Here is a 12,505-nt window from a genome sequence, read left to right as displayed (position 1 = left end):
ATAGACAATACATTTATAAGAATGTAAGTTCGGTTATGTTAACGATGTATATTTTGCATAAATACATAACAAGGGGCTGTCTCTATATGAGTAACACAAATCAAAAAATGACCACGTTTTTAATGTTTGAAGGCAAAGCTGAGGAAGCGATGAACTTTTACACGTCGCTATTTGATCAATCAGAAATTGTAAGTATCTCTCGCTACGATGAAAATGGACCTGGTAAAGAGGGTTCTGTAATTCATGCAACTTTTACGCTAAATGGCCAAGAGTTTATGTGTATCGATAGTTATGTAAATCATAATTTTACATTTACGCCAGCTATGTCTCTTTATGTAACTTGTGATACGGAAGAAGAAATTGAAACTGTCTTTCATAAACTAGCGCAGGATGGAGCAATCCTGATGCCTTTAGGTGCCTATCCGTTTAGTAAAAGATTTGGTTGGTTAAATGATAAGTATGGTGTGTCTTGGCAGTTAACTCTGGCTGAATAAAAATTAAAAAAGAAAAGCGTAACCTATTTATAGTTACGCTTTTCTTTTTAAGAATTTTGTTGGCTGAATCTCTTCCCAAGTTTAGCTAACAATTCAGGCTGATCTCCTTGGCTCATTACAACTTCAACAAAGGTAAGTTGATTCTTATCAATACTTATTTTAGTTAAGACTTCTTCTAACTCTGTTTCGTTTTCTACTTTAAATGTTTGGCTTTTTTCTTCTGTTCCGAATACGTTCGCTAGTTTTGTGTAATCCCACAGTTGTATGTCATTATACGGTTCGTTTTGACCGTGAATGGCACGTTTCACAGTATATCCGTTGTTATTAATTAAAAATATAATTGGTTTTAAATTTTGATGTAGTATAGTCGATAACTCTTGAACAGTTAATTGGAAAGAACCATCACCAATAATTAATATGTTGCGGCGTGATAAATCAGTAAGCTGTGTACCAAGTAGAGCAGGTAATGTATAACCGATTGATCCCCATAATGGTTGCGCTACATATGTAGTGTTATTAGGTAATGGGATAACGGCACTACCAAAGAAAGGTGTTCCTTGCTCTACGATTAAGACGTCGTTTTCTTGTAAGAAATGGTACATTTGCTGCCAAAAACGTTTTTGCGTAACCATTTGCATTTTTTGATTAAACTTTTCTGTAATAGAAACTGATTCTGAAATAAACGGCTTAATTTTAAGAGTTTCCTCATTACGATGCTCAATTAAGTCGCTTAAATGTTGTAAAACATCTTTCATTACAACAGGTCCATATTTTTTATCTATAATTTTCACAGTATAGGGATGGATTTCTATTACTTGCTCTTTCGTAAAGCCTTGTGTGAAGCCACCAGTAATAGTATCAGTTAATTTCACGCCAATACTAATAAGACAGTCAGATTCATCAATTCTTTTTCGTAAGTATGAAGAACTAACATCACCAGTATAAATTCCTATAAATTGAGGGTGTTTTTCAGGGAATATTCCTTTCCCCATACTTAATGTTGCGATAGGAAACCCAGTTTTTTCTACGAATTGATGCAAATATTCTTCCGCATGAAAACGTGCCACTTCAAAATCAGCTAAAATAACAGGTTTTTTGGCACTGTTTATTTTTGAAGTTGCATGTAGAAGCATTTTATCCAGCGCATCTTTATTACTTAAAACTGGTTTATGTAAAATTGGTTCCGTAGGTTTGTTAATGGGTTTATTATACACATCAATTGGTAATTGAATATGAACAGGGCGTTTTTCACTCCAACATGCACGTAACACACGGTCAATTTCTTCAGCGGCATGCTCAGGTGTTAATTTTGATTGTGCCACCGTGATTTCTCTATACATATTGGAAAAATGATCGAACTTTCCATCACCTAACGTATGATGAACGAGTGCTCCATTCTCCATTACTGTTGTTGGTGGTGTCCCCGTGATTTTTACAACAGGTACGTTTTCTGCGTATGAGCCAGCAACACCGTTAATGGCGCTTAATTCTCCAACACCGAAAGTGGTAATAAGAGCGGCGATTCCTTTTATACGAGCATATCCATCAGCAGCATATGCCGCATTTAACTCATTACAATTGCCAACCCACTCTAACTTTTCATGTGCTACTACGTCATCTAAAAAAGCCAAATTATAATCACCAGGGACACCAAAAATATGCTCAATTCCTAATTCGCTTAGTCGGTCTAATAAATATGTACTTACAGTATATTGCGTTTTCAAGTGAATCATCTCCTCATTATTTTGCTTTCTTGTAATAAACGAAAGCAGCTCTAGAGTATGGATTAAAATATTCATTACTAGAATGTGGTATAATTTACATACAGGGGGAAAGTAGATGACACAGCATAAAGAAGAACAGATGAATGAAGCATTAGCATTATTTTACTTTGCATATAAAACATTTACTGAAAAGCCAGATGAAATTATAAAAGAATATGGCATTCAACGAGTACATCACCGAATTTTATTTTTTATCGCACGTTTTCCAGGGATAAGTGTAAATGAGTTATTATCACTGCTAGAAATAAGTAAACAAGCTCTTCACGGACCATTACGACAACTTGTGGAAAAGGGCTTAATTGAGAGTAATGAAGCTACACATGATCGCCGTGTGAAACAGTTATCTTTAACAGAAAAAGGTGCCGATTTAGAGAAAAAACTGAGCGATGTACAAAGAAAACAAATGGGTACCATTTTTTCAAAATTTGGTGAATCGTGTGAAGAAAATTGGCATCAAGTTATGAATGAAATGGCAAATAGCCGATCAGGTTTTGATGCTTGGATATCGAAACGGGAAGTTGCAATCGATCAAAAATAAAAAGAAATATATCTGTTTTTATAGTTTGAAAAAGAACAAATTTTATCCATACATTTGGCAACTATGGAGCTATCATAGAGTGAATGGATAAAAAGATACATTACTAGATACTTTATACGTGTACGCAATGGAACAATAAAATTCACATTTCCGAGAGGGGAATTATATTATAATGATAAAACTTGTACTTATTCGTCACGGACAAAGTTTATGGAATCTTGAAAATCGCTTTACTGGATGGACTGATGTAGATTTATCAGAGAATGGATTAAGTGAAGCGAGAGAAGCGGGAGCGATATTAAAGAAAAATGGATATACTTTTGATGTAGCTTATACATCTGTATTAAAACGAGCAATTCGGACGTTATGGATTGTACTTCATGAGATGGATCTTGCCTGGGTGCCAGTACATAAATCTTGGAAGCTAAATGAAAGACATTATGGTGCATTGCAAGGGTTAAATAAAGATGAAACTGCCCAAAAATATGGTGAGGAGCAAGTTCATATTTGGAGAAGAAGTATTGATGTAAGACCACCTGCTCTTACTGAGGATGATCCTAGATATGAAGTGAATGACCCAAGATATAAAGCACTGAAAAAAGGTGAGTTTCCATTGACAGAATGTTTAGTGGATACGGAGAAAAGAGTACTTGATTATTGGCATTCAGAAATTGCGCCGAATTTAAAGAATGGTAACAAAGTAATCATTTCATCACATGGTAACACAATTCGCTCGTTAGTAAAATATTTAGACAATCTTTCAAGTGATGGTGTTGTTTCATTAAATATTCCAACGAGTATTCCGCTCGTTTATGAATTAGACGAAAATTTACGTCCCATTCGCCATTATTACTTAAGTATGGATGGAGAAGTACCTGAAGGGGAAATTCCGAAACATATTACTTTTTAACATGAAAATTTGAAACGCATGCTTGTCTACATATACAATGTAGATTCAGGATAAAAGACGTGGCACCTTCTAATGTATATGCGATGTAGCTAAATTTAGAAGCTTGTCCACGTCTTTTGTCATAAAGAGAGCTGCTTGTGCATGTAATGATATCGTGAGTAGTTTTTGAATGGAGGGTGATGTGATTGATGATCTCTAACATTCGAATTGGCTTATTTATTTTAGCAATCGTTTTTGTAATTCTTGTTTTCTTTTATTGGAGAAATGAAGAGTTGTATGAGGAGAAAAAGCAACGTATTAGAAAGACATGGTATGGGTTGTTTATAATATCAGTCACCGTGTATTTCATGCTAAAAGGAATTGATTTAACCCTCTGGAAAAATCTTTTAATGTTCACTGCAATGGTTATTTTCGTTGATATTGCATTTATTTTAACACCTAATATTTCAGAAATATGGGGAGCGAAATTTAGCGATATCGGCAAGACGGTTCAATCGATAAAACGGTCATTAATTGCTTCTAAAGCAAGGGGAGAAATATACACAACAATAATTCAAAATGTCAATCCAGCAGTGTTCGGTACGATGGAATGGCATACGGAGGAAAAATATACAAAAAGCTTAAACGCATTTTTAGATTCGTATGGGGAAAAGATTGGAGCAAAAATTGTTGTATTTGAAGCGGCAAAGGAATTAAATACAAACTTTCGCGGTATCCGTTCTCAATTTAGTACTATGATTCCGTTAGAGTACATTGAGCAATTGAATGAGCAGAAAGCAGTACAAGTAGAAAATGTCGGAATTATACCAGCAAAAATAGTGAGTGATGTTTTCATTGTTATTGATGGGAAGAAAAATAACCTGCAAGATCGAGATTTTGAAAATGTATATAATTTAACTATACATCATAGTTATTTTAGTAAGTAGGACAGAACTTTCTGTCCTACTCTTTTATACATAAATTCGGAATAAATCCGACAAAGTTGAATAAAATCGGACAATCATTCCTACACTAGCACGTAGAGGTGATTGTAGTGATGAAAAATTATGACAATGATTTTTTTAAAGAAGATAATGAAGATACAACGGATTTCTCGTTAATTAAAGGGGATACGATGCAGCAAGTAGAAGAGTTAGAAGAAGAATTAAAAAGAAAATCATAAGCGTACACTCTTTCTGCATTTGCTATATAATATAAATAGAAGATTGTATCTTTTTGAAAAGGGGGAGAAGAGATGGCTGGAGTAAATGTACAAAAGTCTTCGTTTTTTAAAGAAAAAAAAGAAGAACCCAATACAGATTTCTCTCTTGTGAAAGGTGCATTAACGGAAAATATAAATCGGTTAGAGAAATTAATGAATAATGGTACTTCAAAATATATGAGAGCAAAAAAAGAGAAAGAAAATGCATAGTGCATTTTCTTTCTCTTTTTTTATGCAATTAAATGTTTAACGAGCAGATATTAAAGTATGAAATAGAAAGTGGAAATAATGAATCATGGTATAATGATAAAAGACTTACATATTATTTTGTTATTTTGAGAGGAGCTTAAAAATGTATTCTACTTTAGAACAATTAACAAAGCACCCTGTATTTTATTATTTTGCAGAGATTTCAAAGATTCCTAGAGGATCGGGTAATGAAAAGGAAATTAGTGATTATTTAGTTGGCTTTGCAAAAGAGCGTAACTTAGAAGTGATTCAAGATGAAGCGTTAAATGTCATTATAAAAAAAGAAGCAACTGCTGGTTATGAAAATGTACCAGCTATAATCATTCAAGGTCATATGGATATGGTATGTGAAAAAAATCAAGCAACCGTACATGATTTTGAAAAAGATCCAATTGAATTACGAATTATTGGGGACATGTTATATGCAAATCAAACGACTTTAGGTGCAGATAATGGTATTGCAGTTGCATATGCATTAGCTTTATTAGATTCAAAAGACATTCCGCATCCAGCACTTGAAGTAGTTATTACTACTGAAGAAGAAACGACAATGGGCGGAGCTTTCGCTGTTGATTCAAATCATTTTGAAGGAAAGATTTTTATTAATATTGATTCTGAAGAAGATCATAAATTACTTGTAAGTAGCGCAGGTGGTGCAAAAGCTGTTGAAAAAATTCCAGTAATTTGGGATGAAGCGCCAGCGAATACGGATGCATACCGTCTATATGTTGGTGGTCTAAAAGGCGGACATTCTGGCATGGAAATTGATAAACAACGCGGGAATGCGAACAAAGTATTAGGACGAGTATTACGTGGTTTATCAACAAATATTCAATTTGATATAAGTGAAGTTCATGGCGGATTAAAAACGAATGCAATTCCACGTGAAAGTGTAGCTACAATTTTATTACGTCAAGAAGATATAGAGAAGGTAGAAGAAAAGCTTGAGTCATGGACAAGAGTATTACAGGAAGAAATGCGTGCTGTTGATCCAGATGTTCATGTTACAATTACAAAATTAGATGAAACAGTTGAAAAAGTATTTGCAAAAGAGACACAAAAGCAACTTATTTCATCATTATTCTTAATCCCGAACGGCATTCAAAGTATGAGCATGGATATTAAAGGTCTAGTAGAAAGCTCAACAAATTTAGGCGTTATTGAAACGTTGCAAGATGAAATTAAATTACGTAACGAAGTACGAAGTTCTGTAAGTAGTTTAAAACAACATGTTGCAGAAGAAATCAAATATATTGCCGAATTAGTTGGTGCTACATTTGAAATTGAGTCAGAGTATCCAGAATGGCCATACAACCCAAATTCACAAATTCGTAATTTATTTGAAAAGGTTCATCAAGAAAAATACAATAAAGATATTGAAATTTTCGCTGTGCATGCAGGGATTGAATGTAGTGCATTCGTTCAAAAAATGCCTGAATTAGATGCAATTTCATTCGGACCAGACATTTTCAACGTTCACACTCCGGATGAACATATCAGTATCTCTTCTGTAGTGAATAACTGGGGATTCTTCATTGATGTAATGAAGGGTACGAAAGAATTAGCTAAGTAATAATGATGAAATGAAAAGTAGCCTATAAAAATTTGTAGGCTACTTTTTTTGTATAGAGTTTTATTAGAAATTCATTTTTACGTCAGTATTTAATTTAAAGTTTTATTTCTAGAGGAGATTGTACCAAAGATTGCTCCAGATAATGCTCCGATTAAAACCATAAAAATTGCACTCCATGCTGCAAATGACATTATTACACCTCCAAATCATAAATTATTGTTTCTTAAGATTTTTAATAGAAATGATGATTGCAACACTACTAAGAAAATAAGAGGAGACCAAGAAAAGAAAGACATGTAGCATTCGCCCTTCAATATTTATGTAAGATATTTACATAAACTAATTATTACATGTTTTTAAATCGAACATGTGGAATATGCAATATTGCATATTAAATTGTAGAACTTAAAGAAGTGGAAACAGCTATTGAATAAAAATGATAATTTATAAAGAAAGTAAGGATTTTTCTAACCTTAAAAAGGGTAAACAATTAAAAAGCTCCTCTATCTTATATAAGGTAGAGGAGTTTTGAAAATGGTTTTTGTTTAAGAAAAATAGTATCCAATATTTAGTTAATGGTGAGATAAATGTAAATTATTTTAAGATTTTAAAGCTGCCCCCATAATAATAATTTTCTCCAAGTTTCATAACAGCTACATATGTTCCTGGATTATAAGCTTTAGTAATAGGCGTTACAAATCTACCATAATTATGTTTTAAACCCGAGTCATATATGGTTTTATATCTATGCAAGTTTATTTCATCATTTTCATTTCCGCTCAATTGATATATTTTTACAATACCAGTATCCTTACCACCAGTATATATAGTAACATCGAATGTATCTCCATGCTTTAAGTCACCAACTGCTAACTCTTCTATAAAATCTGCATTATGATGTAATAAAAAATAGCTTTGCCATTGCCAATCATCTGAAAAGTGTGATTCTTTTTGTGTAGGTTGCGATTCAGCAGACACAGGTGGGAGTGTACCAATTGTATTCGAAAATAAAAATCCTCCAACAGTCAATGCACCAATAATTGTTGATTGCCTTAAAAATTTCATCTTCTAGACCTCCTAATTAATAAAGAATTTAGAAATCGTTTTTGTGAAAAACTAGCTGTGAAATCTAAAGGATGATAATATCTTCTATAATTATATTAACATTTATTGATTTATCAGACAAATCAATGAATAATAAAATTATATCTAGGGAGTTAAGGGTAATATTAGAAAGAAGTTAGGTGTTAAACTAAAAAATCTTTATCATATGTAATTAGGATTTATTATTTGAAAACTCGATTATTTTAATACTGAAATTTCAATTCACACCATATGTTTTAGTACATAATTTTACAATTTGACTAATATAATTTATCGCGTTATGATTCCGTTATAATAAAAGAAAGGCTTGAAGACAATGATTCGTCGTTTGAGAAAGCTAAAAAATGTAGCAGTCGTAGTAAGCTTCTAAGTAAATTGCAAAAATCTATAATACTTAGAAGCGAGGAATAAAGTTATGAAACATCCATTATTTAATCATTGGTCAGAAACAAAGTATATAAAAGATATAGTAACAAATCCACTCATTGAAGTAGGAGAGTACTCTTATTATTCAGGGTATTATGGTCATCAAAATTTTGAAGATGGCTGTGTAAGGTATTTGTGGGGGGATGCTAAGTCCCTGGCACTTTTCAATCCAATTGAACAGATGGGATGGCACCTTGATAAACTCATTATTGGGAATTATGTTTGTATTGCCAGTGGAGTAATTATATTAATGGGTGGTAATCATAATCATCACTCAGAATGGATTACAGTATATCCATTCGCTGAGCAAATTGAACATTCATATGAACCGAAGGGCGATACAGTCATTAAAAATGATGCTTGGATTGGAATGAATGCTATTATTATGCCTGGCGTTACAATCGGTGAAGGTGCAATCGTTGCAGCGGGATCTGTCGTAAGTAAAGATGTTCCGCCGTATACAATAGTTGGTGGAAATCCTGCTAAGGAAATAAAGAAACGATTCACTGATACAGAAATGAAAATGCTAATGGAAATGCGTTGGTTTGATTGGGATAGAGAATTAGTCGAGAAGGCAATGCCGCTTTTATCTAGTTCATCTATTGAATTATTATATGATTTTTATAACAAGGAAGTAAAAAATAGATAGATCTGTGAGGGAAACTACATTCTATATAGGATGTAGTTTTTTTATTATAAAAAATTAATAGTCTAGACTAAGGAAAATTCATCTCTGGTATGAGTATAGTAAATAGCTGAATTAAATAATTAAAACCCTTGATAGCTAATAAAACCAGTGTGTCTCGATATTTAATCGGGATACACTGGTTTTATTTTTTGTAAATGTGGAACAAACGCATTATTTAGATTGTCTATTCATTGTAATCCTAAAAAATATGAAAGTACGGATCATTTTGAAAAATACAAGGGTATTAAAAATAGGGATGTGTGTAGGAATACAAAGTATCAGTGCGCCTAAAAGTGTGAGATGGTCTATATGAAAGCGATCCTAACTTCTTATATGTATATAGAATTTGATAAAACTATCTATTTTTATAGGGATTATGCTAGAATAACGTTTTTTTGAGTACAAAGATATTGGAGGTAAGAGAATTGAAAGGTATGTTTTACAAAAAATTCATTGTAATAGTAACAGTGCTTACGCTATTTTGTAGCATAGTTGTTACATCTGGGAGCGCATCAGCGGAAACAGTCCCTGTTTTAGACGTAGAAGCAGGATCAGCAATTTTAGTAGAAGCAAATTCCGGAAAAATTTTATATCAAAAAAATGCAGATGAATCACTAGCAATTGCTAGTATGACAAAAATGATGAGTGAATACTTAGTTCATGAAGCGGTGGATAAAGGAAAACTTAAATGGGATCAAAAAGTTAAAATCTCTGAATATGCACATAAGATCTCACAAGATCGCTCATTATCAAACGTTCCATTAGAAAATGGTGGCTCTTATACAGTAAAAGAGTTATATGAGGCAATGGCAATTTACTCTGCAAACGGTGCAACAATTGCTTTAGTTGAAGAAATTGCTGGAAAAGAAGCCGATTTCGTAAAAATGATGAATGATAAGTCAAAAGAGTTTGGAATGAAAAATTATAAATTTGTAAACTCTACAGGTTTAACAAATTATGATTTAAAAGGATATCACCCAGAAGAGACAACTCCAGACGAGAAAAATAAAATGTCCGCAAGGGATTGTGCGATTTTAGCACAACGCCTCATTCAAGATTTTCCGAAAATATTAGATACAGCAAAAATCTCAAAAAAAACATTTCAAAATGGTGGCAAGTATCCAATTGATATGGTGAATTTTAACATGATGTTAAAAGGGTTAATTAAGCAATACGAGGGTGTAGATGGGTTGAAAACAGGAACTACCCCAGAAGCCGGTGATTGTTTCACTGGTACAGTAGAAAGAAACGGTATGCGTCTAATATCTGTAGTGATAAAAGCAAACTCCCATACAGCACGTTTTGATGAAACGAAGAAATTATATGATTATGGATTTGCGAATTTTGAAGTGAAGAATATCTACGGAAAAGATTCAGTAGTAAAAGGGCATGAAACTTTTCGAGTTGCAAATGCGAAAGACAAAGATGTAGTTGTTCAAACGAAGCAAGCTATTTCACTTCCAATACCAAAGAGCAATAAAGATGTTTATAAAAAAGAATTTAAAGTATTGAATGAAGAACAGGAAGCACCTATTAAAAAAGGTGTAACAATTAGTAAAATGATTATCTCGCCTAAAGATAATACAGATCCTGGGTTCGTATCAGGTAAATCATTACAAATAGACCTTGTAACAAAAACTGAAGTAGAACAAGCAAATTGGTTTACACGTTTTATGCGCCAAATTGGATCTTTCTTTAGCGGTATATGGGATAGTGCGGTTGATATAGTAAAAAGCTAACTTTGTAGGATAAAACTAAAAATTAATCTGAAATACAGAGTTTTAAAGTATTATGGATTTTTATGTAGATAGCTAGGAACGGTAGATTGCATTAATTCTCAAATGTGGTTCTTCAGAACTATTTGTAGTGGTAGTGCTATCAAGCTAAATTAAATTTGTATCTATATAATCAAAAAACGCTATTCTTTTTGTAGAAATATACAGAAAGGATGGCGTTTATTATGAATTTTTTGATTCAAGGAATTCTGGTAAAAGGTTAGTTTAATAAAGTTACATGATGAAAAACCATTCATTATTCCATCATGCGACAAAAAAATGGTACGTATTTCTGTTATTAAGTTTTATAAAAATTTAATAAAATCTTTTCTTTGTATTAAATATTTTGTTTTAAATTATTTATATAAAGGAATGGAGGCCAAATCGACTTTGTACTGCTTATATTAGGGGTTTAAAGAGACATTATGTACACTTCTCCCACTACACTAGTATAGTGGCCTGTATTAACAGTAAAATCTACAATTTACAAGGAGAACATTTTATGAGTAAGAGAATAAAAGAATTAGATTCCATACGAGGGTTAGCAGCACTTACCGTGGTATTTGGACATTTTTGTTTAATGCTACCATCGTTGCCTAATTCTATTAAATTTTCCCCGCTTAGGATTTTATGGGCGGGTGGAGAAGCTGTTATCGTTTTTTATGTACTAAGTGGTTTTGTGTTATCTATGGCACTTTACCATTCAAAAACAAATTATTGGGGATATTTAATTAAGAGATTTGTAAGAATCTATATCCCTTATTATTTTTGGATAATCATTACCTTTGCTTTATTTATTTTATTTTCACCGTATGAAGTGGTAGGACTACGGGATTGGTTCTATGATAGGTGGCAAGGTTCTATAACAAAATTAGATATTATAAACCATTTTGTGCTTCTTAATAACTTTTTTACGGAAAATTATAATCCAGTTATCTGGTCATTGGCTCAAGAAATGCGTATATCTATTGTGTTTCCTTTCTTATTCCTTCTTTTTTATAAACTGAGTTGGAAGAAAACGATACTATTTGCTTTGAGCTTTTCTTTAATTAGTGTTTTTCTTAATATGTTGTATATTGGGAAAGCTGAGGGATTTTATAATGGTTATGCCGATACACTGCATTTTACATCTATGTTTATGGTTGGAATGTTACTTTTTAAGCACCAGGAAAAACTTATCTGCTCATACAGGAATATGAAAAGGTTTAAAAAAGGATTTCTTATTGGACTAGGGATTATTTTATATTTATATTCCATTTTAATTTATGGTATTTCCCGTAATGATACTACTTTCTTATTAAAAGATTGGGGTGTCGTAATGGGTGTTAGTATATTTATTATAATGGCCATGAGTAACCTAAAAGTAAAAGCATTTTTAAATAAGAGTGTGTTTGTATATTTAGGAGAAATTTCATACAGTATCTATTTGTGTCATTTTCCAATCATGATGGTACTATTTAAACTTTTGTATACAAAGATACCTATCTTATTCCTTCTTACTTTGTGCATTACAATGACACTCCTTTTTTCTATAGTTTCGTATCATTTAATCGAAAAGAAATGTATCAACTGGGCAAAACAAAGAACAACAAATTTTTTGAAAAAAGTATAATGCCTAGAGAGATTTTATTTCTTTAGTAAATATACGAATATGACCGATTCCTAAGTATATTGGGAATCGGTCAATTTTGGATTCTAAATGTAAATATAGTAAAGTGGAATATAATTGAAATCAAAAAACACTTAGAAATAACAATTACGTT

Annotated in this window: 12 protein-coding genes; 10 read left to right on the top strand and 2 right to left on the bottom strand. The window is 32.3% G+C overall.

Annotation, left to right across the window (positions count from 1 at the left end; genetic code table 11):
• The first annotated feature begins 86 nt into the window (after nt 1-86).
• Nucleotides 87-494: a VOC family protein gene (locus tag CO726_RS19995; RefSeq protein WP_099685442.1), complete on the top strand. Its 408-nt coding sequence runs from the start codon at nt 87-89 to the stop codon at nt 492-494.
• Between the two features lie 47 nt (nt 495-541).
• Here the strand turns inward: CO726_RS19995 and CO726_RS19990 are convergent, their stop codons facing one another.
• Nucleotides 542-2,227: an alpha-keto acid decarboxylase family protein gene (locus CO726_RS19990; RefSeq protein WP_099685441.1), complete on the bottom strand. Its 1,686-nt coding sequence runs from the start codon at nt 2,225-2,227 to the stop codon at nt 542-544.
• Between the two features lie 106 nt (nt 2,228-2,333).
• Here CO726_RS19990 and CO726_RS19985 point away from each other — a divergent pair, with 106 nt between their 5' ends.
• The 6 genes from CO726_RS19985 to pepD all read left to right on the top strand — a co-directional run bounded on the left by CO726_RS19985 (nt 2,334) and on the right by pepD (nt 6,749).
• A complete protein-coding gene (locus CO726_RS19985) occupies nt 2,334-2,816 on the top strand; it encodes a MarR family winged helix-turn-helix transcriptional regulator (RefSeq protein WP_099685440.1) in 483 nt (160 codons plus the stop codon).
• Nucleotides 2,817-2,988: 172 nt separating this feature from the next.
• The gene (gene gpmA / locus CO726_RS19980) at nt 2,989-3,726 is read left to right on the top strand and encodes a 2,3-diphosphoglycerate-dependent phosphoglycerate mutase (RefSeq protein WP_099685439.1); all 738 of its coding nucleotides are present in this window, start codon (nt 2,989-2,991) and stop codon (nt 3,724-3,726) included.
• 188 nt (nt 3,727-3,914) lie between these two features.
• A complete protein-coding gene (locus tag CO726_RS19970) occupies nt 3,915-4,652 on the top strand; it encodes a type II toxin-antitoxin system SpoIISA family toxin (protein WP_099685438.1) in 738 nt (245 codons plus the stop codon).
• 107 nt (nt 4,653-4,759) lie between these two features.
• Entirely contained in the window at nt 4,760-4,888 is a 129-nt protein-coding gene (locus CO726_RS19965; protein ID WP_136699769.1) for a D-alanyl-D-alanine carboxypeptidase, read from the top strand.
• A gap of 72 nt (nt 4,889-4,960) precedes the next feature.
• Nucleotides 4,961-5,137 carry a stage II sporulation protein SB gene (gene spoIISB / locus CO726_RS31860; protein WP_099685436.1) on the top strand — a complete coding sequence of 59 codons (177 nt, stop codon included), beginning with the start codon at nt 4,961-4,963 and terminating at the stop codon, nt 5,135-5,137.
• A 142-nt stretch (nt 5,138-5,279) separates the two neighbouring features.
• A complete protein-coding gene (gene pepD, locus CO726_RS19955; RefSeq protein WP_099685435.1) occupies nt 5,280-6,749 on the top strand; it encodes a beta-Ala-His dipeptidase in 1,470 nt (489 codons plus the stop codon).
• Nucleotides 6,750-7,343: 594 nt separating this feature from the next.
• On the opposite strand, the gene CO726_RS19950 is transcribed toward pepD, so the two are convergent.
• Entirely contained in the window at nt 7,344-7,814 is a 471-nt protein-coding gene (locus CO726_RS19950; protein ID WP_099685434.1) for a DUF5065 family protein, read from the bottom strand.
• 454 nt (nt 7,815-8,268) lie between these two features.
• On the opposite strand from CO726_RS19950, the gene CO726_RS19945 reads away from it, so the two are divergent.
• From CO726_RS19945 to CO726_RS19930, 3 genes are all read left to right on the top strand, one after another.
• The gene (locus CO726_RS19945; RefSeq protein ID WP_099685433.1) at nt 8,269-8,928 is read left to right on the top strand and encodes a CatB-related O-acetyltransferase; all 660 of its coding nucleotides are present in this window, start codon (nt 8,269-8,271) and stop codon (nt 8,926-8,928) included.
• Between the two features lie 464 nt (nt 8,929-9,392).
• A complete protein-coding gene (locus CO726_RS19935) occupies nt 9,393-10,706 on the top strand; it encodes a D-alanyl-D-alanine carboxypeptidase family protein (RefSeq protein WP_099685431.1) in 1,314 nt (437 codons plus the stop codon).
• 538 nt (nt 10,707-11,244) lie between these two features.
• Nucleotides 11,245-12,354, top strand: a complete 1,110-nt coding sequence (locus CO726_RS19930; RefSeq protein ID WP_099685430.1) for an acyltransferase family protein — start codon at nt 11,245-11,247, stop codon at nt 12,352-12,354.
• Nucleotides 12,355-12,505 lie beyond the last annotated feature (151 nt).

The organism is Bacillus fungorum, assembly GCF_002746455.1.
Taxonomy (GTDB): Bacteria; Bacillota; Bacilli; order Bacillales; family Bacillaceae_G; genus Bacillus_A; species Bacillus_A fungorum.
Note: the sequence above shows the minus strand (reverse complement) of the source record. Positions and strands in the feature narration are given on the sequence as shown.

Bases quoted from the DNA above. Each gene is read 5' to 3' on its own strand.
- CO726_RS19995 (WP_099685442.1), top strand. From the start codon at position 87: ATGAGTAACACAAATCAAAAAATGACCACGTTTTTAATGTTTGAAGGC.
- CO726_RS19990 (WP_099685441.1), bottom strand. From the start codon at position 2,227: ATGATTCACTTGAAAACGCAATATACTGTAAGTACATATTTATTAGAC.
- CO726_RS19985 (WP_099685440.1), top strand. From the start codon at position 2,334: ATGACACAGCATAAAGAAGAACAGATGAATGAAGCATTAGCATTATTT.
- gpmA (WP_099685439.1), top strand. From the start codon at position 2,989: ATGATAAAACTTGTACTTATTCGTCACGGACAAAGTTTATGGAATCTT.
- CO726_RS19970 (WP_099685438.1), top strand. From the start codon at position 3,915: ATGATCTCTAACATTCGAATTGGCTTATTTATTTTAGCAATCGTTTTT.
- spoIISB (WP_099685436.1), top strand. From the start codon at position 4,961: ATGGCTGGAGTAAATGTACAAAAGTCTTCGTTTTTTAAAGAAAAAAAA.
- pepD (WP_099685435.1), top strand. From the start codon at position 5,280: ATGTATTCTACTTTAGAACAATTAACAAAGCACCCTGTATTTTATTAT.
- CO726_RS19950 (WP_099685434.1), bottom strand. From the start codon at position 7,814: ATGAAATTTTTAAGGCAATCAACAATTATTGGTGCATTGACTGTTGGA.
- CO726_RS19945 (WP_099685433.1), top strand. From the start codon at position 8,269: ATGAAACATCCATTATTTAATCATTGGTCAGAAACAAAGTATATAAAA.
- CO726_RS19930 (WP_099685430.1), top strand. From the start codon at position 11,245: ATGAGTAAGAGAATAAAAGAATTAGATTCCATACGAGGGTTAGCAGCA.